Annotated in this window: 19 protein-coding genes; 10 read left to right on the forward strand and 9 right to left on the reverse strand. The window is 73.7% G+C overall.

Going from position 1 to position 19,602, the window contains the following annotated elements; all coding sequences use genetic code 11:
• Positions 1 to 60: 60 nt before the first annotated feature.
• Complete coding sequence (locus ACP4J0_RS29235; protein WP_426601742.1) at positions 61 to 1,194, forward strand: methyltransferase; 1,134 nt, start codon at positions 61 to 63, stop codon at positions 1,192 to 1,194.
• Positions 1,195 to 1,200: 6 nt separating this feature from the next.
• Here the strand turns inward: ACP4J0_RS29235 and ACP4J0_RS29240 are convergent, their stop codons facing one another.
• Positions 1,201 to 2,061 (reverse strand): class II fructose-bisphosphate aldolase, encoded by an 861-nt coding sequence (locus ACP4J0_RS29240; RefSeq protein ID WP_426601722.1) that lies wholly within the window; start codon positions 2,059 to 2,061, stop codon positions 1,201 to 1,203.
• A gap of 113 nt (positions 2,062 to 2,174) precedes the next feature.
• A complete protein-coding gene (locus ACP4J0_RS29245) occupies positions 2,175 to 3,056 on the reverse strand; it encodes an SIS domain-containing protein (protein WP_426601723.1) in 882 nt (293 codons plus the stop codon).
• Positions 3,057 to 3,191: 135 nt separating this feature from the next.
• Between ACP4J0_RS29245 and ACP4J0_RS29250 the strand changes: the two genes are divergently transcribed.
• Positions 3,192 to 3,971, forward strand: a complete 780-nt coding sequence (locus ACP4J0_RS29250; RefSeq protein WP_426601724.1) for a DeoR/GlpR family DNA-binding transcription regulator — start codon at positions 3,192 to 3,194, stop codon at positions 3,969 to 3,971.
• Between the two features lie 96 nt (positions 3,972 to 4,067).
• Here the strand turns inward: ACP4J0_RS29250 and ACP4J0_RS29255 are convergent, their stop codons facing one another.
• Complete coding sequence (locus tag ACP4J0_RS29255; protein WP_426601725.1) at positions 4,068 to 5,069, reverse strand: hypothetical protein; 1,002 nt, start codon at positions 5,067 to 5,069, stop codon at positions 4,068 to 4,070.
• Positions 5,070 to 5,255: 186 nt separating this feature from the next.
• Between ACP4J0_RS29255 and ACP4J0_RS29260 the strand changes: the two genes are divergently transcribed.
• Both ACP4J0_RS29260 and ACP4J0_RS29265 read left to right on the forward strand, forming a co-directional pair.
• Positions 5,256 to 5,501 (forward strand): heavy-metal-associated domain-containing protein, encoded by a 246-nt coding sequence (locus ACP4J0_RS29260; protein WP_426601726.1) that lies wholly within the window; start codon positions 5,256 to 5,258, stop codon positions 5,499 to 5,501.
• A 77-nt stretch (positions 5,502 to 5,578) separates the two neighbouring features.
• Positions 5,579 to 7,837: a heavy metal translocating P-type ATPase gene (locus ACP4J0_RS29265; RefSeq protein WP_426601727.1), complete on the forward strand. Its 2,259-nt coding sequence runs from the start codon at positions 5,579 to 5,581 to the stop codon at positions 7,835 to 7,837.
• A gap of 73 nt (positions 7,838 to 7,910) precedes the next feature.
• Here the strand turns inward: ACP4J0_RS29265 and ACP4J0_RS29270 are convergent, their stop codons facing one another.
• Positions 7,911 to 8,747 (reverse strand): ABC transporter permease, encoded by an 837-nt coding sequence (locus ACP4J0_RS29270; protein ID WP_426601728.1) that lies wholly within the window; start codon positions 8,745 to 8,747, stop codon positions 7,911 to 7,913.
• Complete coding sequence (locus ACP4J0_RS29275; protein WP_426601729.1) at positions 8,744 to 9,652, reverse strand: ABC transporter ATP-binding protein; 909 nt, start codon at positions 9,650 to 9,652, stop codon at positions 8,744 to 8,746. The genes ACP4J0_RS29270 and ACP4J0_RS29275 overlap by 4 nt, the downstream gene beginning before the upstream one ends.
• A 133-nt stretch (positions 9,653 to 9,785) precedes the next feature.
• Between ACP4J0_RS29275 and ACP4J0_RS29280 the strand changes: the two genes are divergently transcribed.
• The 3 genes from ACP4J0_RS29280 (at position 9,786) to ACP4J0_RS29290 (ending at position 12,564) form a co-directional block, all read left to right on the forward strand.
• On the forward strand, positions 9,786 to 11,072 hold the full coding sequence (locus ACP4J0_RS29280; protein ID WP_426601730.1) for a sensor histidine kinase: 1,287 nt from the start codon (positions 9,786 to 9,788) through the stop codon (positions 11,070 to 11,072).
• On the forward strand, positions 11,069 to 11,728 hold the full coding sequence (locus ACP4J0_RS29285) for a response regulator transcription factor (RefSeq protein ID WP_426601731.1): 660 nt from the start codon (positions 11,069 to 11,071) through the stop codon (positions 11,726 to 11,728). The genes ACP4J0_RS29280 and ACP4J0_RS29285 overlap by 4 nt, the downstream gene beginning before the upstream one ends.
• Before the next feature lie 161 nt (positions 11,729 to 11,889).
• Positions 11,890 to 12,564, forward strand: coding sequence for a phosphatase PAP2 family protein (locus ACP4J0_RS29290; RefSeq protein ID WP_426601732.1), 675 nt, complete (start codon positions 11,890 to 11,892; stop codon positions 12,562 to 12,564).
• Positions 12,565 to 12,712: 148 nt separating this feature from the next.
• Here the strand turns inward: ACP4J0_RS29290 and ACP4J0_RS29295 are convergent, their stop codons facing one another.
• The 4 genes from ACP4J0_RS29295 to ACP4J0_RS29310 form a co-directional block, all read right to left on the reverse strand.
• Positions 12,713 to 13,165 carry a phospholipase gene (locus ACP4J0_RS29295; protein ID WP_426601733.1) on the reverse strand — a complete coding sequence of 151 codons (453 nt, stop codon included), beginning with the start codon at positions 13,163 to 13,165 and terminating at the stop codon, positions 12,713 to 12,715.
• Positions 13,166 to 13,358: 193 nt separating this feature from the next.
• On the reverse strand, positions 13,359 to 14,120 hold the full coding sequence (locus ACP4J0_RS29300; RefSeq protein ID WP_426601734.1) for a cupin: 762 nt from the start codon (positions 14,118 to 14,120) through the stop codon (positions 13,359 to 13,361).
• The gene (locus ACP4J0_RS29305) at positions 14,114 to 15,043 is read right to left on the reverse strand and encodes a PmoA family protein (RefSeq protein ID WP_426601735.1); all 930 of its coding nucleotides are present in this window, start codon (positions 15,041 to 15,043) and stop codon (positions 14,114 to 14,116) included. Before ACP4J0_RS29305 ends, ACP4J0_RS29300 begins: the two co-directional genes overlap by 7 nt.
• On the reverse strand, positions 15,040 to 16,155 hold the full coding sequence (locus ACP4J0_RS29310) for a Gfo/Idh/MocA family protein (protein WP_426601736.1): 1,116 nt from the start codon (positions 16,153 to 16,155) through the stop codon (positions 15,040 to 15,042). Before ACP4J0_RS29310 ends, ACP4J0_RS29305 begins: the two co-directional genes overlap by 4 nt.
• Before the next feature lie 211 nt (positions 16,156 to 16,366).
• Here ACP4J0_RS29310 and ACP4J0_RS29315 point away from each other — a divergent pair, with 211 nt between their 5' ends.
• The 3 genes from ACP4J0_RS29315 (at position 16,367) to ACP4J0_RS29325 (ending at position 19,452) form a co-directional block, all read left to right on the forward strand.
• Positions 16,367 to 16,960, forward strand: a complete 594-nt coding sequence (locus ACP4J0_RS29315) for a Dps family protein (protein ID WP_426518026.1) — start codon at positions 16,367 to 16,369, stop codon at positions 16,958 to 16,960.
• Between the two features lie 114 nt (positions 16,961 to 17,074).
• Positions 17,075 to 18,139, forward strand: coding sequence for an ABC transporter permease (locus tag ACP4J0_RS29320; RefSeq protein WP_426601737.1), 1,065 nt, complete (start codon positions 17,075 to 17,077; stop codon positions 18,137 to 18,139).
• 110 nt (positions 18,140 to 18,249) lie between these two features.
• Entirely contained in the window at positions 18,250 to 19,452 is a 1,203-nt protein-coding gene (locus tag ACP4J0_RS29325; protein WP_426601738.1) for a cysteine desulfurase-like protein, read from the forward strand.
• Positions 19,453 to 19,602: the final 150 nt, after the last annotated feature.

Raw genomic sequence — 19,602 nt, forward strand, 5'->3', positions numbered from 1 at the left:
GCACGGTCCGAGCTGCGGCTCGGCTAGCCTGGACGCACGATGAACGACCGCGACGACCGTATGACGACTCCATGGGGCGAGCACGTGCTGGCCCGCTTCCCCGAGGATCCGCGCGACCGGCTCCGCGCCTGGGACGCCTCCGACGAGTATCTGCTCGGGCACCTCGCGGATCAGGAGGTCCCGCTCACGGGCACGGTCGTGGTCCTCGGGGACCGCTGGGGCGCGCTGGTGACGGCGCTGGCGGCACACCGGCCGGTGCAGATCACCGATTCCCACCTCACCCGGGAGGCGACGCGCGCGAACCTGGAGCGAAGCGGCGTGGAGCCGGACTCCGTACGCCTGCTCACCACGCAGGACCCGCCGCCGGACCGCGTCGACGTCCTGCTGGTGCGGGTGCCGAAGAGCCTGGCACTGCTGGAGGACCAGCTGCTGCGGCTGGCGCCCGCGCTGCACGAGGGCACGGTCGTCGTCGGCACGGGCATGGTCAAGGAGATCCACACCTCGACGCTCAGGCTGTTCGAGCGGATCGTCGGGCCGACCCGGACCTCGCTGGCGGAGAAGAAGGCCCGGCTCATCCTCGCCGCACCGGATCCCTCGCTGAGGCGCCCCGCCAACCCCTGGCCGCTCGGCTACCGGCTCCCCGACGACGTCGGGCCGCTCTCCGGCCGGTCCGTCGTCAACCACGCCGGTGTGTTCTGCGCCGACCGGCTCGACATCGGCACCCGGTTCTTCCTCCAGCATCTGCCGGAGACCGGCGGTGCCCGGCGGGTGGTGGACCTGGGCTGCGGCAACGGTGTGGTCGGTACGGCGGTGGCGCTGGCCGATCCCGCGGCCGAGGTGCTGTTCACCGACGAGTCCTTCCAGGCCGTCGCCTCCGCGGAGGCGACGTACAAGGCGAACGGTGCGGCGGGGCGGGCGGAGTTCCGGGTCGGTGACGGGCTGACCGGGGTGCCGGACGGCAGCGTCGACCTGGTGCTCAACAACCCGCCGTTCCACTCCCACCAGGCGACGACCGACGCCACGGCGTGGCGGATGTTCACCGGGGCGCGGCGCGTGCTGCGCCCCGGTGGCGAGCTGTGGGTGGTCGGCAACCGGCACCTGGGTTACCACGTCAAGCTGCGGCGCCTGTTCGGGAACAGTGAGCTGGTGGCGAGTGACCGGAAGTTCGTGGTGCTGAAGGCCGTCAGGAAGTAGTCGCCGTCAGGTGGCCGTCCGGGCCACCGCCTGGATGATCGTCGCCACCGCACGGGCCATGGCCTGCCGTCCGGCGGTGAGGTAACCGCGGGAATCGACCGCTTCGGGGTGTGCGGCGAGGAACTCCCTGATCGCGCCGGTCATGGCGAGGTTGAGCGCGGTGCCGACGTTGACCTTGGAGATGCCGCCGGCGACGGCCGCGGCGAGTTCGCCGTCCGGGACTCCGGAGGAGCCGTGCAGGACGAGGGGCACGTCCAGCGCGCCCGACAGCTCCTTGATCAGGTCGTGGTCGAGGGTGGCGGTGCGGGTGGTCATGGCGTGGGAGCTGCCGACGGCGACCGCCAGGGCGTCCACGCCGGAGTCGGCTACGAAGGCACGCGCCTCGACGGGGTCGGTGCGGGCTCCGGGCGCGTGGGCGTCGAGCGGCGGTGCGCCGTCCTTGCCGCCGACCTCCCCCAACTCGGCCTCGATCCACAGGCCCTGGGCGCGCGCCCAGTCGGCGGCGGCCCGGGTCGCCGCGAGATTCTCCGCGTACGGCAGCCGGGAGGCGTCGTACATCACGGAGCTGAAGCCGGCGTCCGCGGCCTGGCGCAGCAGGCCGTCGCTCCGGACGTGGTCGAGGTGCAGGGCGACGGGCACGACGGCGCCCTCGGCGGCGGTGACGGCCGCGCGGGCCAGGGGCAGCAGCCGGCCGTAGCGGTACTTCACGGCGTTCTCGCTGACCTGGAGGACGACGGGCGTGTGCACGGACTCGGCGCCGGTGACGACGGCCTCGACGTGCTCCAGGGTGATGACGTTGAAAGCGGCGACGGCGGTGCGTGCGGCCGCTGCGCGGCCGATCAGGTCGCCGGTGCTGGCGAGGGGCACGGTCTCTCCCTTCCCGGGCGTCGGAGCCCGGGTGTCGGAGGCGTCAAGGGGCGTCAGGGGACACCAGGGGGCATCAAGGGACGTCAGAGGGTGTCAAGGGACGTCAGAGGGCGTCAGGGGGCGAGGATCACCGAGCGGGTGAGGTGACGGGGCCGGTCCGGGTCGAGGCCGCGGGCGGCGGCGACGGCGACGGCGAGGCGCTGCGCACGGACCAGCTCGGCGAGCGGGTCGAGCTCACCGGGCACCCACAGCGCGCCGGTGTCCCGGACCTGGTCGGCCAGTCCGCCGGGGGCCTCGCCGAACATCCAGGTGGCCGTGCCCGCGGTGCTGATGCTGAGGGGGCCGTGCCGGTACTCCATGGCCGGGTATGCCTCGGTCCAGGACAGGGAGGCCTCGCGCATCTTCAGGCCGGCCTCGTTGGCGAGTCCGACGGTCCAGCCCCGGCCGAGGAAGGTGAACTCGGTGCACCCGACGAGCCCTTCGGGCAGCTCGGCCGCGAGGGCGGTGCGGGCGTCGGCGACGACGGCGTCGGTGTGCAGGCCCAGGTGGGCGCGGAGCAGGGTGAGGGCGGTGGTCGCGAACCGGGTCTGCACGACCGACCGTTCGTCGGCGAAGCCGAGGACCACCACGTCGTCGGCGGCGGCCATGACGGGCGTGTCCGGGTCGGCGGTGAGCGCGACCGTGCGGGTGCGGCCCCTCAACGCCGCGAGCAGTTCCAGTACTTCGGTGGTGGTGCCGGAGCGGGTGAGGGCGACGACACGGTCGTACGCGCGGCCCCGCGGGAACTCGGAGGCGGCGAAGGCGTCCGTCTCGCCCCGGCCCGCGTCCTCGCGCAGTGCCGCCGCCGACTGGGCCATGAAGTACGAGGTGCCGCAGCCGACGATCGCCACCCGCTCCCCCGCCGCGGGCAGCGCCGCCGTGTGCCGTGCCGCCTCCTCGGCGGCCCGTGTCCAGCACTCGGGCTGGCTGTTGAGCTCGTCCTCGACATACGTCATGCCGCACACTCCCCGATCACTGAGCTGATCTGATTGTTCTTGCAAGATATAGCGCGCTTTCGAGCAGAATCAAGCAATCCACGGAGGAAGGGAGGTGCGCTAGGGTCGGCGGGAGATCGAGGAACGGAGGCGCGGATGTCGCGCGACGCCCGCTGGAAGGCGCTGCTGGAGCTGCTCGTGGAGCGCGGCCGGCTGGACGTCGAGGAGGCGGCGACCGAGCTGGAGGTCTCGGCCGCGACGATCCGCCGTGACTTCGACCGGCTCGCCGAACAGCAGATGCTCGTGCGCACGCGCGGTGGCGCGGTCGTCCACGGGGTCTCGTACGAACTGCCGCTGCGCTACAAGACGGCCCGCCGCGCCTCGGAGAAGCAGCGCGTCGCGCAGGCCGTCGCCGCCCTGGTGGCACCCGGCGAGGCGGTGGGGCTGACCGGGGGCACGACCACGACCGAGGTGGCGCGTGCCCTGGCGGTCCGCGCCGACCTGGCCTCCGGCTCCCCCGCGCTGACCGTGGTCACCAACGCGCTCAACATCGCGAACGAGCTGGCCGTGCGGCCGCAGTTCAAGATCGTGGTGACCGGTGGGGTGGCCCGGGCCCAGTCGTACGAGCTGATCGGACCGCTCGCGGACGGGGTGCTGGGGCAGGTGACACTCGACGTCGCGGTGCTGGGCGTCGTCGCCTTCGACGTCGCGCACGGTGCCGCGGCCCACGACGAGGCGGAGGCCGCGATCAACCGGCTGCTGTGCGAGCGCGCCGAGCGCGTGGTCGTGGCGGCCGACTCCAGCAAGCTGGGCCGGCGGGCGTTCGCCCGGATCTGCGCGGCCGAAACGGTGGACACACTGGTCACGGACGGTGCGGCCGACCCGGAACTGGTGCGGCGGTTCGAGGAAGCGGGGGTCCGGGTCGTGACGGCCTAGTACTGCCGCAACGGTTGCGGTGCCAGGACGGTCCGGCCACGACCACGGCCTCGGCCCCGCGACCGTCAGTGCCCGTGACGTCAGTGCCCGCGACCGTCAGTGCCCGTGACCGTCGGCGTCCTGGCCGTCGGTGTGCTCCGTCGCGGGACTCGGCGCGGTCGGGGCGGAGTCCCGCGCGCCGGGCGCCGATCCGGCCCGTACGGTGAACGCCGCGGTGTGGACCTTGCCCCGGTGCTGGAAGTCCAGGAAGAGGCGGTACGTACCGGCACTGGGCACGCCGGCCGTGAAGGAGATCTCCGGGCCGGGCTCGGTCGTGCCGTCGCCGGGTTCGCCGTTCGGGTGGACGTGGAGGTGGGCGAGGTCGCCGGAGCGCAGGGCGACCAGGTGACCGTAGGCGCCGAGGTAGGGCTGGAGGTCGGTGACGGGTTCGCCGTCGCGGGAGACCTTCACCTTCAGCTCGCTCTCCCTGCCGGGGCGCAGGGAGCCGGCGAGGTCGACCCGGTAGCCGTCGACGCGGGCGGTGCCGTTCGGGGCCGGCAGGTGTGCGGGATCGTAGCGGCCGGAGGCGGCGAGGTCGGCACCGAGAGTGAGGTTCTCCGCGTTCTTCTTCGCCGGGGTGAAGTCGGCGAAGACGCGGTATCCGCCCGCGCGGGGCAGGTCGACGGGGGTGCTCCAGGTGCCGTCGGCGGCGCGGGTGGGGTGCAGGTGCCGGTAGGTGACCAGGTCGCGTGAGGCCAGGATGAGGTGGAGTTCCTTGCCGTGCTCGCGCTGGTACGCGGTGACGGCCTCGCCGTCGCCGTCCCGGACGGTGAAACGCAGTTCGGTGCGCCGGTCGGCGGTGACGCGCGGGGTGGCGAGGTCGAGGGTGTAGCCGTTCTCGGAGATCTGCAGCCCACCGGGCGGGGTGGCCCCGTGCCCCTCGCCGCCGACCCCTTCCCGGGCCTCCTCGGGTTGCGCGGACGCCTCGCCGTGCCCGTCGTGGGGCGCGGGCGCACTCTCCGCGACGACCGGGTCCACTCCCCTGCCCACGCCGTAGGCGGTGCCGAAGGTGGCGGCCAGCGCGGCGGCGAACGCGGTGATCCTCAGTCCGGTGTGCATGACGCTTCGTCTCCTCGAATTCCGGGTCTCCGGCTCGTACGGAGGCCTCTTCATGCACCTCACAATACCCCCAGGGGGTATTTAGTCAAAGAGGGTGAGGGAGTTGCGCCACCTACCCCCGGGGGGTATACATGGACTCGGCAGGGATACCCCCGCCCCGTATCCGACGAGATTCCGGAGGAAGCCATGGCTTCGACCGTCACCACCGCCGCCACCCAGCCCGTCAGCACCACCTACGCCGTCGCCGGGATGAGCTGCGGTCACTGCAAGGCGACCCTCACCCGGGTGATCGGTGAGCTGGACGGCGTCACCGGTGTCGACGTCCAGGTCAAGACCGGCCGGGTCACCGTCACCGGGCCCGCCGAGCCGGACGACGCCGTGATCGCCGAGGCCGTCGACGAGGCCGGCTACGAGCTGACCGGCCGCGTCTGACCCACCCGCCCTTCCCCGCCGCACCGCCGGGACCCGCGCGCCGGGTCCCGGCCGACGAACCCGCGTCAGGAGCAGCCATGACCACCAGTACGACCAGCGCACCGGCCGAGGTCGAACTCGCCATCGGCGGCATGACCTGTGCCTCGTGCGCCGCCCGGATCGAGAAGAAGCTCAACCGGATGGACGGGGTCACCGCCACCGTCAACTACGCGACGGAGAAGGCCAAGGTCCACTACTCCGGTGACGTGTCCGTCCCGGAACTGATCGCCACGGTGGAGGCGACCGGCTACACCGCCCGCGCGCCCGAGCCGGCGCGCACCGAGCCCGCGCCCGGCGCGGAGAGCGCCGAGCCCGCCGACGAACTGCGGCCGCTGCGGGAGCGGCTGGTCACCGCCGTGGTGCTGGCCGTCCCGGTCATCGCGATGGCGATGGTGCCGGCGCTGCAGTTCGAGTACTGGCAGTGGCTGTCGCTGACCCTGGCGGCGCCCGTCGTGACCTACGCCGCCTGGCCCTTCCACAGGGCCGCGCTCACCAACGCCCGGCACGGCGCGGCCACCATGGACACGCTGATCTCGGTCGGTACGTCGGCCGCGTTCCTCTGGTCGCTGTGGGCGCTGTTCTTCGGCACCGCCGGCACCCCCGGCATGACCCACCCCTTCGAGCTCACCATCGCCCGCACCGACGGCGCCGGGAACATCTACCTGGAGGCCGCCGCCGGAGTGACCGCCTTCATCCTCGCCGGCCGCTACTTCGAGGCCCGCTCCAAGCGCAAGGCCGGCGCCGCGCTGCGCGCCCTGCTCCAGCTGGGCGCCAAGGACGTCACCGTACTGACCCCGGACGGCGGGGAACGCACGATCCCCACCGCGGAACTGGCGGTCGGCGACCGCTTCCTGGTCCGCCCCGGCGAGAAGATCGCCACCGACGGCACGGTCGTCGAGGGCACCTCCGCGGTGGACGCCTCCATGCTCACCGGCGAGTCGGTGCCCGTCGAGGTCGGCGTGGGAGACCCGGTCACCGGCGCCACCTTGAACGCGGGTGGCCGTCTGGTGGTCGAGGCCACCCGGGTCGGCGCGGACACGCAGCTCGCGCGGATGGCGAAGCTGGTCGAGGACGCGCAGAACGGCAAGGCCGCCGCCCAGCGGCTCGCCGACCGCATCTCCGGGATCTTCGTCCCCGTCGTCATCGCCCTGGCCCTGGGCACCCTCGGGTTCTGGCTGGGCAACGGCGCCGGGCTGACCGCCGCGTTCACCGCCGCCGTCGCCGTACTGATCATCGCCTGCCCCTGCGCGCTGGGCCTCGCCACACCGACCGCGCTGATGGTCGGCACCGGGCGCGGCGCCCAGCTCGGCATCCTCATCAAGGGCCCCGAGGTTCTGGAGTCCACCCGCAAGGCCGACACCATCGTCCTCGACAAGACCGGCACCGTCACCACCGGCCGCATGACCCTGCTCGCCGTGCACACCGCCGACGGCACCGACGAGGCCGAAGTCCTGCGACTGGCCGGCGCCCTGGAGCACTCCTCCGAGCACCCGATCGCCCAGGCGGTGGCGGCGGGAGCGGCCGACCGCGTCGGCATACTGCCCGTCCCGGAGGACTTCGCCAACGTTCCCGGACTGGGCGTGCAGGGGATCGTCGAGGGGCACGCCGTCCTCGTCGGCCGCGAGCAGCTGCTCGCCGAGTGGGCCATGGACCTTCCGGCGGACCTGGCCCGGGGCAAGGCGGACGCGGAGACGGCCGGCCGGACCGCGATCGCCGTCGCCTGGGACGGCGAGGCCCGGGCGGTCCTCGAGGTCGCCGACGCCGTCAAGCACACCAGTGCCGAAGCCGTCAGCCGACTGCGTGCCCTGGGACTGACCCCGATCCTGCTGACCGGCGACAACCAGGCCGTCGCCGAGGCGGTGGCCGAGGAAGTCGGCATCGACCAGGTCATCGCCGAGGTCATGCCGCAGGACAAGGTCGACGTCGTCAAGCGCCTGCAGGCCCAGGGCCGTTCGGTGGCGATGGTCGGTGACGGCGTCAACGACGCCGCCGCCCTCGCCCAGGCCGACCTGGGACTGGCCATGGGCACCGGCACCGACGCCGCCATCGAGGCCGGCGACCTCACCCTGGTCCGCGGCGACCTGCGCACCGCCGCCGACGCCATCCGCCTGGCCCGCAAGACCCTGGGAACCATCAAGTCCAACCTGTTCTGGGCGTTCGCCTACAACATCGCCGCACTCCCGCTCGCCGCCGCCGGGCTCCTCAACCCGATGATCGCCGGAGCCGCCATGGCCTTCTCCTCCGTCTTCGTCGTCGGCAACTCCCTGCGCCTGCGCGGTTTCACGGCCGCGAGCTGACCAGGCACCACGCCGGTGAGCCGTCGGCCGTCCCCCACCGGGCGGCCGACGGCTCACCGGCGTTTCCGGCCGCTCACTGGTCCCGCCGGTGGGTGCCGACGACGGCCAGCGCGGCAGCCGCCAGGGCCCAGACTCCGTAGACGGTCCAGGCGCCGCCCGTGGTCCACGGGAAGTCGGTCGGGGCGGGGGCGACGGTGACCAGCCGGTTCCACGCCTCGAACGGCAGGGCGTGCGCGACGACGGCCGACCAGTACCGGCCGTCGGTGGCGACGAGCGGCAGCACCAACAGGACCGCCACGCACGCGGCCGTCGTGGCCGCGGTCTGCCGCACGAGGGTGCCGAGGGCCAGCCCCGTGAGGGCGCCCACGGGGGCGAGCAGCGCGGAGGCGACCACGACCCGCAGGGCGCCGGGGTGGTCGATCGGCACGCCCACGCCCCTGCCGTCGAGGATCGCCTGGGTCACTACGAAGGAGACCGCGGCGACGAGGCCGCCGAACACGGTCGCCGCGAGGGCGACGACGACCGCCTTGGCCGCCATCACCGCGCGGCGGTCCGGAACGGCCGCGAACGTCGTACGCACCGTGCCCGAGGCGTACTCGCCGACCATCACCAGTGCGCCGAGGACGCCCAGGGCGAGCAGCATGACCATCGCCGCGTTCGCGGTGAACGCGTCCAGCAGGGGAATGCCGTCCTGGACGAAGCCGGCCCGCCCCTCGGCACCCTGTTCCGCCCAGTGGCTGTAGGTGTCGTAGGCGGTGCCCGCGTTGAAGCCGACGACGGCCAGGGCGGTGGCGCCGTACGCGATCCAGGTGGAACGCAGGGACGTGAGCTTGATCCACTCCGCGGCGGCCAGGTCCCGGAAACGGGGGCGGGGTGGGGTGGCGGGCATGGATGTCGCCGTGGTGGTCATCGGACTTCTCCCGCGGGGTACTGGACGCTGTCGGCGGTGAGTTCCATGAACGCCTCCTCCAGGGAGGCGGACCTGGCACCGAGGTGGTGCAACGGGACGCGGTGCCGCTGGGCGATGTCGCCGACCCGGGCGGCGGACAGGCCGGTCACGGTCAGCAGGTCGCCCTCCACATGGACGGTCGCTCCCTCGGCCGTCAGCAGGTCCGCCAGGGCCGGCGCCGAGGGCGTGCCCACCGTGACGGCGGGCCGGGTGCCGCGGGCCGCGAACTCGGCGAGGGACTCCGCCGCGATCAGCTCGCCCCGGCCGATGACGACCAACTGGTCGGCGGTGTGCTCCATTTCCGACATCAGGTGGCTGGAGACGAACACGGTACGGCCCTCCGCGGCCAGCCGCCGGAACAGCTCGCGCACCCACTTCACGCCCTCGGGGTCGAGGCCGTTGAGCGGTTCGTCGAAGAGCAGGACCGGCGGGTCGCCGAGCAGGGCGGCGGCGATACCGAGCCGTTGCTTCATGCCGAGGGAGAACCCGCCGATGCGGCGCCCCGCCGCATCGGCGAGCCCCGCCTGCCCCAGGACCTCCGCCACCCTGCGGCGCGGGATGCGGTTGCTGCGGGCCAGGGCCGACAGATGCGCGTGGGCGCTGCGTCCGCCGTGCACGTCGTGCGCGTCCAACAGGGCGCCGACGTCGCGCAGGCCGCGCCGGCGGGCCCGAAACGGCCGGCCGTCGACGGTGACGCTGCCGCTCGTGGGCTCCTGGAGTCCCAGGACCAGCCGCAGCGTCGTGCTCTTTCCGGCGCCGTTGGGTCCGAGGAACCCGGTCACCCGGCCGGGAAGCACGCTGAAGGTCAGCGCCTGCACGGCCGTCGTGCCGCCGTATCGCTTGGTGAGCTCGTTGACTTCGATCACGGTCACGACGATGCCCGTCGGACCGGCCCCCCGTCGTCGGACCGTGGCCGACAACCGGGGGCCCCGGGTGTCGACCAGGGTTGTACAGCCAGGGACGGATGACCGGCCGCGGGCACGCGCCTACGATCTTCGTATGTCCGTCTCACCGCCGCTGCCGCTGCTCAAACGGGTGCCTTCGGGGCTGTGGACCGCGCTGGTGTGGTGCACGGCGGCGGTGGCGCCCGTCGTGGAGTACGTCATCATGCCGCCGCGGGCCGGCTACTCCCTCAGCTATCCGCGCGACGGCCTGGCGCCGCTGGGGGCCCGGCTGCTGCTGCTCCTGGCCTTCGGCCTCGTGCTGGCCGGCTGTGCGCTGCTGCGGCGCCGGACGACCGTGGCGTACGCGCTGGTGGTCGCGGGGACGGTCGTGTCGACGCTGGCCTGGCGGCAGGACGAGATCCCGCCGACCCAGTTCCTCGGCGTGTCCGTCGCCCTCGGTCATGTGGCGGCCGTCCGGCCCCGGCGCACCTCGCTCGCGTTGGCCGGCGGCACGCTGGCGGTGCTGGCCTGCTATCCGGTCCTGCGGTGGGTCTCGGGGCCGGACTCCGGTACCGCGCCCGAGCCGCTCGTGGCCCTCACACTCGCCGTCGCCTGGCTCGTCGGCCACTCCGTGCACCAGGCCCGCGCCCACACGGAGGAGCTCTACGCCCGGGCCGCCGCGCAGGCCGTCACGGCCGAACGGCTGCGCATCGCCCGGGAGATGCACGACACGGTCGCCCACAGCATCGGCATCATCGCCCTGCAGGCCGGTGCCGCCGCCCGGATCGTCGACACCCGGCCGGACGCGGCCAAGGAGGCGATGCGCACGGTCGAGCGGACGGGCCGTGAAACGCTGTCCGGTCTGCGGCGGCTGCTCGGCGCGCTGCGCCAGGCCGACCAGGACCGGGACCCGGACCAGGAACGGGAACGGGAACGGGACCGTGCGCGGCAGCCCGGCCCGGGCGGGTCCGCCCTGCGGCCGGCGGCGGGCCTGGCGGACCTGGAGCGGCTCGCCGCCACCACCACGGCCGCCGGCGTACGCGTGGAGGTGCGGTGGCGGGGCACACCCCGCCCGCTGCCCGCGGAGGTCGACCTGGCGGCGTTCCGGATCGTGCAGGAGGCGGTGACCAACGTCGTACGCCACTCCGGGGCCGGCTCCTGCCGGGTGAGCGTCGAACACCGCCAGGACGAACTCGCCGTCGAGGTCCGCGACCGCGGCAGCGGCGGCGCGGCAGGCACGGAGACGGGCTACGGACTGGCCGGCATGCGGGAGCGGGCCGCACTGCTGGGCGGCGACTTCCGGGCCGGCCCGTGCCCCGGCGGCGGGTTCCTGGTGACGGCCCGGCTGCCCCTGCCGGCGGACACGCACACCGAGACGGAGACGAGGGCGACGGCCGGATGACCATTCGTGTAGTACTCGCCGACGACCAGCCCCTGATCCGCACCGCGTTGCAGCTGGTCATGGCCGAGACCACCGACCTGGAGGTCGTGGGCGAGGCGGCGGACGGCGCCGAGGCGGTGCGGCTGACCGGTGAGCTGGCCCCCGACGTGGTGGTGATGGACCTTCGGATGCCCGGCACGGACGGCATCGAGGCCACCCGCCGGATCACCTCCGGACCCGGCACCGCACGCGTCCTGGTCCTGACGACGTTCGACGACGACGAGGACGTGTACGGAGCGCTGCACGCCGGCGCGTCCGGGTTCCTCGTCAAGGACATGGCGCTGGACGACATCCTCACCGCCGTACGGGTCGTCGCCGCCGGGGACGCACTGATCGCGCCGAGTGTCACCCGGCGCCTGATCAAGGAGTTCACCGGCCGCTCCCGGACGGCCCCACCGCGGCGTGCCGAGCTGGACCGCATCACCGACCGCGAGCGCGAGGTGCTCACCCTGGTCGGCCGGGGTCTGTCCAACGCCGAGATCGCCGACACCCTCTGCCTCAGCGTCGCCACCGCCAAGACCTATCTGACCCGTCTGCTGGCGAAGCTGGACGCCCGCGACCGGGTCCAGCTGGTCATCCTCGCCTACGAGACGGGCCTGGTGTCGGCCTCGGGATGAGCGGCCGGGGAGCGAGGTACGCGTCGTCGTCCCCCGGACGGGTTGCGCCGGCGCGCCGAGCGCCCGGAGACGGACCAGGCTGGTACGGCGCCGGAGCACAGGCGGTACGCCGACGGCCCCGGGCGTCGCCCGGCCCCCCTCGCCCGCGGAGCAGGAGCCCGATGACCGAACCGACCAACGCCGACGGGGACACCGGCGGCCCGCTCGCCCCGGGCCCCGGCCCGGCGCGTTCGCGCGGGCGGGCCCTGGCCGCCGTACTCGGTGATCTGCGTGCCGTGGACGGCGCCCTGTACGCGGCGGTGGCCGCCACGTCCACGCCCACGCTCGACCGGGCGCTGCGCCGGCTGTCCCACGCCGCCGACCACTCGAAGGTCTCGCTGGGCATCGCCGCCGCGCTCGCTATGACCGGTGCGCGTCCGCGCCGGGCGGCCCTGGCCGGAGTGGGGGCGGTCGCCGTGGCGTCGGCCTCCTCGAACCTGCTGGGCAAGCGGCTGGTGCGCAGGGCGCGGCCGGACCGGGAGGCGGCGCGGGTGACGGTGGACCGGTATGTTCCCATGCCCGCGTCGGCGTCGTTCCCGTCCGGGCACACGGCTTCGGCGGTCGCGTTCGCCACGGCGGTCGGCGTCGTCCTGCCCGCGGCCGCCGTCCCGCTCGGCGCGCTGGCGGGCGCCGTCGGCTACTCCCGGGTCCACACCGGCGTGCACTATCCGGGTGACGTGGCCGCGGGCGCCGTCCTGGGCATCGCCAGTGCGGCCGCCGCGCTGGCGATGGCGGCGGCCGCTCCGGTGCCGGGCCTGCGGTCGGTCTACTCGGCGGCACCGTCCCCGCCCGTGTAGGGGGACGCGACGCGGACCGTCGGGCCCGGGGCCGTCAGGGCCCGGCGGTCCGTCGGCCCAGAGGCTTCACGGCCTGGCAGCCCGTCGGCCCAGAGGCTTCACGGCCTGGCAGCCCGTCGGCCCAGAGCCCTCACGGCCTGGCGGCCCGTCAGCCGAAGGCCTTCACGGCCTGGTAGTACGTCCACGCCGTGCCGTTGCAGGTGGTCTTGGTGGCGCCGCTGTAGCGGGCGCAGACACGCTTGAGGTCCTCGTAGAAGGCGCTGTCGAGGCGGGCCTTGTTGGCGCTGAAGGAGCCGGCGTCCTTGTAGTTGCGGTATCCGAAGTCGTGCCGTGCGCAGGAGGTGCTGAACGGGAAGCCGAACGGGTTGTCCGGCGAGGAGGAGCAGTAGTCGGTGGTCCAGTCGAACCCGTAGGCGGCCCAGGAGGACTGGTTCGCGCGCGCGGCGGTCCAGGCGTTGTAGCTCGACGCGCTGGTTTGGGTCCAGCTCGCGAGTACCTGCGGTTTGTCGGCGGGAGCGGCTTCGGCGGTCGCGGCGGTGGCGAAGACGGTGGTCACGGCCATGGCCGAGGCGGCGAGTCCGGTGGCGAGTCTGCGGCGCATTCCACACCTCCATGAGGCTGCGACCCGCCCATCGGGTCGCAGGTTCATGCCAAGATGATGCGCATCCCGGCCACCCCTTCACACATCTGCCGCCCTAATGGACCGTTAACTCTTCGGCCCGGCAGGAGATTCGGACCTGAACATCCGCCGTCCCGTCCTGACTGCCACTCGACTTCCCTGCCAGGCCCGTGGGCTACTCCCCCCGGTACGGCAGCGTGGTTCCCGGCAGCGCGTACTCGTCGCGGCGGCCGCACATGCCGTAGCCGCCGCGCCGGGTGGGTGTCGCCTCGTACGCGGTGGCCTCGGCGAGGTACGCCGGGTCGCCGTCGGCGAGCGCGTCGAGCTGGGTTCCGGTGCGCTCGGCTGCGGCCAGCGCACCGGACCGCCACAGCTCCCGCCAGCCGGGCACCTTGTCGCGCACCAGGCGGACCGCGGTCCGCCAAAACTCCCGGTACGGCCCGTCGTCCCCGGCGACGAGGGCCTCGCGCAGTCCCAGATAGCCCTCGACGGCGAGGTCCCTGCGGCGCCGGGCCGCCGCCTCCGTCTCCGGGCCGGTACCGGGTGGCAGCGCGGCCGCCGAGGCGTACGCCTCCGGATCGGCCAGTACCTCGGGCGGGAAGGTGAAGACGGCGTCCCCGGCCTCGGGCAGGCCGCTGTTCTGCATCAGCACCGTGACGCGCAGATCACCGCCCTGCACCATGCGGTGCACCGTGCCCGGCGTGAACCAGGCGACCGTACCCGGCTCCAGCGGGATGTCCCGGTAGCCGTCGGCGCCCAGCGTCTGCACCGAGCCGCGCCCGCCGGTGACGACGTACGCCTCCGTGCACACCAGGTGCAGGTGCGGGCTGCCGCCGCAGACCCCGTCGGCGGACGCCCAGTCGTAGGCGCTCAGGTGGGACAGGCCGACCGCGCCGGGCAGGGGGTGGGGCGGTACGGGACCGGAGTCCCTCACCACGGCAGGCCCTCCAGGTACGTCGCCACCCGGTCGCCGTCCCAGGCTCCGTCGGCGACCACCACGCGGTAGCGGTAGGCGAAGGACTCGCCCGGCGGCAGCTCGAACTCCTCGAAGAACGCCCAGGAGAACGCCACGGACGGGATCGGCTCGGCGCGCACGAACCAGTGGGAGGGATGGATGGCGGTCTTCTCGTCGAGGTTCTCGGGTGCGTGCGCGAAGACGAGCGTGGAGTGGCCGTCGGCGTCGTCGCGCTCGGCGGTGAAGGCGAGCCACGGGCCCTGGGTGCCCATCAGCGAGCCGGCGCCCGCCGCACCGCCCGGGGCGAAGGCGGTGCCGCCGGTGAAGTCGCGGGGACCGCGCCACTGGAGGCCGGTGTAGCCGGCCATCTCGCGGCCCGCCGTGGTCGGGGAGCCGAACACCAGTGGCTCCGCCCGGATGTTGGTGAGCCGGATCGACCAGTCCAGGACCCATGCACCGGCCTCCTCGTCGACCGAGTGGACGGTCAGGCCGCGCTCCTCCCGGGCCCACTCGGCGCCGCCGTTCTCGATCCAGGTGAGGTTCTCGGTGATCGCGAGCCGGTCGTCCCCGACGGTGAAGCCGGGGAAACCGTCGTGCCGCATCGAACCGACGCGCTCGGGCTTGGGCAGGTAACCCTCGCCGTGGACGTAGGAGTTGCCGCCCCAGAAGTTCTGGCCGGAGAGGTGACTGGCCGTCATCTGCAGGCCCTTGTGCCAGCGGTGGTCGCTGGGGCGGTACCCGGTGACCGTGCGTCCGGCGAGGGTGCGCACCGGGTGGGCGTAGGGCTTGCGGGACTCGAAGGCCTCGGGGTCGGGGCGGTAGACGTAGCGGAGGATCTCGGTGCCGTTCGCCGCGGTGACCGCGACGTGGTCGCCGTGCGTGTGGCTGACGCGGAGGGTGCTCATGCGCGCTCCTCGGGGGTCCAGTCGGGGTGGTCGCCGTGCATGACGGAGTGGAAGGGGTCACCGGGCGCGATCTCGCCCGCGAGGACCGGCCGGCCGGTGAAGGCCGCCTTGTACAGGGCGGCGGCGAACTCCAGCGTGGTGCGGGCCTGAGGACCGCTGCCGGGCGGCCTCGCGCCGGCGTCCCAGGCGTCCAGTACCGCGCCGAGCTGGGCGGTGTGGGAGCTGGGCACGTCCGCCGCCGGGGTGCGCCAGGCGGCGGCGCGTTCGGGGGCGACGTGGCGGGCCGGGGTGTAGGTCCAGTCGTCGTTGCGGTGCCCGTACAGGTGGGTCAGCTCCACGGTCGCGTCGGCGCAGTCGACGCGGACGCGGCTCACCTCGTCCGGCGAGAGCACGCTGTTGACGACGGTGGCGAGGGCGCCGTTCGCGAACCGCACCAGGGCGGTGGAGACGTCCTCGCTCTCGGTGTCGTGGACCAGCCGTGACGCCATGGCCCGCACCTCCGCCCAGGGGCCCAGCAGGTGCAGCAGCAGGTCGTACTGGTGGATGCCGTGGCCCATGGTCGGGCCGCCGCCCTCGGTGGCCCAGCGTCCGCGCCACGGCACGGCGTAGTAGGCGGCGTCGCGGTGCCAGGTCGTCTGGCAGTGCGCGACCAGCGGGGCGCCCAGCTCGCCGCTCGCGATCAGGTCGCGGGCGTGCGCGGCGCCCGAGCCGTACCGATGCTGGAAGACCACGGACGCGTACGCGCCGGAGGCCTCCTCGGCCGCCGCGATGTCGTCGTACTCGGCGAGGGAGAGGCACAGCGGCTTCTCGCACAGCACCCAGGCGCCCGCCTCGAGCGCGGCCACCGCCTGCTCCCGGTGCAGGGACGGCGGCGTGCCGATCAGGACGAGGTCGGGGCGTACGGCGTCCAGCATGGCGCCCATCGACGTGTACCCGGCGATGTCCCCGCCCGCCTCGGCCCGGAAGGCGTCGAGCCGCCCCGGGTCCACGTCCACGGCGGCGACCAGTTCCGTCCGGTCGGCGTGGGCTCGGAGGGCGGGCAGGTGGCCGCCGGTGACGATGGCACCGGTACCGACCACGGCGACCCGGCGGCGGGCTGGGAGTGGGGACATGCGGTCCTCCTCGGACGCCGGCGCACGACAGGCACGCGCACCGCTAGAAAGCGCTTTCACTCCGGCAGACCATAGGTGGGGAGTGAATGTCTGGACAACCCCCCAGCGTTTGCGGGCCCGGCATGCGGCTGGTCGACTGTCGCCGGGGGGACCGGAGCCGGTCGCAGCGCGCCGGCGCACTCTTCAGTCGTCGTCCCGAAGGAGTTCAGGCGTGAGCAACCCGAAGTCGTCGTCCGTGGAGCACCGGTCCGACGGCAGCCAGCCCTGGCTGCACCAGAAGGGCCGGACCATCCAGGAGTTCGGCACCGTCAAGCAGTTCCCCGTGGCGCTGACCATGGAGACCCGCCTCTACTCCTGCCAGCGGCTCAACAAGGTCCTGGCGGACACCCGGATCCTGCACGACCTGTACAAGAAGTACCACTGGCTCATGCGCGGGGCGACGTTCTACCAGCTGCACCTGCTGCTGGACAAGCACGCGGGCGAGCAGCTGGAGCTGATCGACACCATCGCCGAGCGCGTCCAGACACTCGGCGGCGTCGCGATCGGCGACCCCCGGCACGTCGCCGAGATCACCACCGTGCCGCGTCCGCCGGACGGGGTGGAGGAGGTCCCGTCGATGCTGTCGCGGCTGCTGGAGGCGCACGAACTGATCCTGGCCGACTGCCACGACGCCGCGGCCCGCACCCAGGAGCTCGGCGACGACGGCACCAACGACCTCCTCGTCTCCGAGGTCGTGCGCACCAACGAGCTGCAGGCGTGGTTCGTGGCGGAGCATCTGGTGGACACTCCACTGGTGCACACCTGATCCCGTTCCGCACCACGTCCGCGGCCCCGTGAGGGGCCGCCGTCACGCTCCGTGCACCCCCGGGCGACGGCGCTCTTGATGCCCTTTCGCCCCGGCCGTGAAAGCGTCCGGGGCATGGCCCACATGTCCCACGGCGCCCATGCCCAGCCTCCGACGCGCGGGCAGCGGTGGTCCACGTTCCGGCAGTCGCCCTTCTGGCCGGCCACCGTGCTGGTGCTGATCCTCGCGGCGGCCGCGGGCCTCTTCGCGGGTTCGTACACCTACTCGATGGCGGACCCGACGCCGCACTCGATCCCCACGGCCGTGGTCGGCTCGTACGAAGAAGACCGTGGCCAGGCCTTTCTGGACGGTCTGGAGAAGGCGCTGAACGCCTCGGTCAGGGTGCGTCCCTACGGGAGCGAGGCCGAAGCCCGCGAGGCGATGCAGGAGCAGGAGGTCTTCGCGATCTTCGAGCTGCGCGACGACGGACGGACCGCCGTGCTCGACCTGTCCAGCGCGTCGGGCGCCTCGGTCGCCCAGGTGCTGGCCGACACGGCCCCGGTCGTCGCGGAGCAGACCGGCGTCGCGGTCACCGTGCGCGACGTCAACCCCCTGCAGGACGGCGACCCGCGCGGTCTGGCGATCTTCTACATCTCCCTGGCCGCGGTGATCATCGGCTTCGTCGGGGCGATCCAGCTGAGCGTGCACGCGCGCTCCCTGACCCCGGTCGAACGCATCCTCTTCACGGCTGCCTACGCGCTGCTCGGCGGCTTCGCGATCGCCGCGACGGTGGACTGGCTGCTGGAAGCGCTCGACCTGCCGTTCGTCGAGTCGTGGCTGATCCTGGCGCTCACGATGTTCGCGTCCGGCATGGTCTTCACCATGTTCAACACCCTGTTCGGACGCTGGGCGATGCTGCCGACCTGGGGACTGATGGTGCTCCTCGGCAATCCCTCCTCCGGCGGCGCGGTGTCCTGGCCGCTGCTGCCCTCCCCGCTGGGGACGATCGGCCAGTGGCTGCCGCCCGGGGCCTCGGTCAACGCGCAGCACACGGCCGTGTACTTCCAGGGCCACCAGCACGCTTTCCCGTTCCTGGTGCTGGGCGGGTGGGCTCTGCTGTCCTGTGCGGTCTTCTGGATCTGGCGGCACCGTCATCCCGGCGGCCGTGAGAAGCGGCCGGCGCACGCCGCCGACTCGTGACCCGTACGTCACGGGCGACCGGTCCGAACCCGTCCGTCACCCGCGTCTGTTCCGATCGCCGCCCTGCTGCGATCATGACGCGGGAGTCCCCGCCTTCGGTTGGAGTGCACATGGCCCTCGACGTCGACGCGATCCGCGCGCAGATACCCGCCCTGAAGTCCGGCTCCGCCCGCTTCGACGCACCGGGCGGCACCCAGACCCCGCAGCCCGTCATCGACGCCATCGGCGACGCGCTGGCCAACCCGCTGGCCAACCGGGGCCGGACCACCGAGGGCGAACGCAACGCGGACGGCATCGTCGCGGACGCCCGGAGCGCGCTGGCCGACCTGCTGGGCACCGAGCCGCGGGGCGTCGTCCTCGGCCGCAGCGCCACACAGCTCTCCTACGACCTGTCCCGGACGCTCGCCAAGACCTGGGGACCGGGCGACGAGGTGGTCGTCACCCGCCTCGACCACGACTCCAACATCCGGCCCTGGACGCAGGCGGCGGAGGCGGCCGGCGCGAGCGTGCGCTGGGCGGACTTCGACCCGGCCACCGGGGAACTGCTGCCCGAGCACATCGAGGCGGTGCTCTCGCCGCGCACCCGGCTGGTCGCGGTGACGGCCGCGTCCAACCTGATCGGCACCATGCCCGACCTGCCGGCCATCGCCCGCGCGGTGCACGACGTCGGCGCGCTGCTCCACGTCGACGCGGTGCACTACGCCTCGCACGCCGTCGTCGACCTGGCCGCGCTCGGCGCGGACACGCTGGTGTGCTCGCCGTACAAGTTCCTCGGTCCGCACCTCGGGGTGCTGGCGGCCCGGCCCGAGTTCCTGGAGACACTGCGGCCCGACAAGCTGCTGCCCTCCAGTGACGCCGTCCCGGAGCGTTTCGAGCTGGGCACGCTGCCGTACGAACTGCTGGCCGGCGCCCGTGCCGCGGTGGACTTCCTCGCGGGCCTGGACCCGGACGCGCGGGGCAGCCGCCGGGACCGGCTGGTCGCCTCCTTCGCGGCACTGGAAGCCCACGAGGACGCGCTGCGCGGGCGGATCGAGCGGGGGCTGGCGGACCTCGGCGGGATCACCGTGTACGCGCGGGCCGCGCGGCGCACGCCGACCCTGCTGTTCACCGTGGCGGGCCTGCGCCCGGCCGACGTCCACCGGCGGTTGGCCGAGCGGGCGGTGGACGCGCCCGCCGGATCCTTCTACGCCGTGGAGGCCTCGCGCCGGCTGGGTCTCGGCGACGAGGGCGGCGTGCGGGTCGGGCTCGCGCCGTACAGCAGTGCGGACGACGTGGACCGCCTGCTGACGGCGCTGGCCGGCCTCGACCGCTGACCCCGCTCCCGCCGGGGCCCGACCACACCGCCCACGGCCCACACCGGCGCCGACCCACCGGCCTCCCGCCGACGCCCCGCGCCTTGCGGAGGCCGCGCACCGGCCGCGGCCGGGCGGCAGCCAGGCTGCGGCTGGGGCCGGGCGGCAGCC

Origin of the sequence: Streptomyces sp. WG7 (genome assembly GCF_049975785.1) — a bacterium.
Lineage (GTDB): Bacteria > Actinomycetota > Actinomycetes > Streptomycetales > Streptomycetaceae > Streptomyces.

Bases quoted from the DNA above. Each gene is read 5' to 3' on its own strand.
- ACP4J0_RS29235 (WP_426601742.1), top strand. From the start codon at position 61: ATGACGACTCCATGGGGCGAGCACGTGCTGGCCCGCTTCCCCGAGGAT.
- ACP4J0_RS29245 (WP_426601723.1), bottom strand. From the start codon at position 3,056: ATGACGTATGTCGAGGACGAGCTCAACAGCCAGCCCGAGTGCTGGACA.
- ACP4J0_RS29250 (WP_426601724.1), top strand. From the start codon at position 3,192: ATGTCGCGCGACGCCCGCTGGAAGGCGCTGCTGGAGCTGCTCGTGGAG.
- ACP4J0_RS29255 (WP_426601725.1), bottom strand. From the start codon at position 5,069: ATGCACACCGGACTGAGGATCACCGCGTTCGCCGCCGCGCTGGCCGCC.
- ACP4J0_RS29260 (WP_426601726.1), top strand. From the start codon at position 5,256: ATGGCTTCGACCGTCACCACCGCCGCCACCCAGCCCGTCAGCACCACC.
- ACP4J0_RS29265 (WP_426601727.1), top strand. From the start codon at position 5,579: ATGACCACCAGTACGACCAGCGCACCGGCCGAGGTCGAACTCGCCATC.
- ACP4J0_RS29270 (WP_426601728.1), bottom strand. From the start codon at position 8,747: ATGACCACCACGGCGACATCCATGCCCGCCACCCCACCCCGCCCCCGT.
- ACP4J0_RS29280 (WP_426601730.1), top strand. From the start codon at position 9,786: ATGTCCGTCTCACCGCCGCTGCCGCTGCTCAAACGGGTGCCTTCGGGG.
- ACP4J0_RS29285 (WP_426601731.1), top strand. From the start codon at position 11,069: ATGACCATTCGTGTAGTACTCGCCGACGACCAGCCCCTGATCCGCACC.
- ACP4J0_RS29290 (WP_426601732.1), top strand. From the start codon at position 11,890: ATGACCGAACCGACCAACGCCGACGGGGACACCGGCGGCCCGCTCGCC.
- ACP4J0_RS29295 (WP_426601733.1), bottom strand. From the start codon at position 13,165: ATGCGCCGCAGACTCGCCACCGGACTCGCCGCCTCGGCCATGGCCGTG.
- ACP4J0_RS29305 (WP_426601735.1), bottom strand. From the start codon at position 15,043: ATGAGCACCCTCCGCGTCAGCCACACGCACGGCGACCACGTCGCGGTC.
- ACP4J0_RS29310 (WP_426601736.1), bottom strand. From the start codon at position 16,155: ATGTCCCCACTCCCAGCCCGCCGCCGGGTCGCCGTGGTCGGTACCGGT.
- ACP4J0_RS29320 (WP_426601737.1), top strand. From the start codon at position 17,075: ATGGCCCACATGTCCCACGGCGCCCATGCCCAGCCTCCGACGCGCGGG.
- ACP4J0_RS29325 (WP_426601738.1), top strand. From the start codon at position 18,250: ATGGCCCTCGACGTCGACGCGATCCGCGCGCAGATACCCGCCCTGAAG.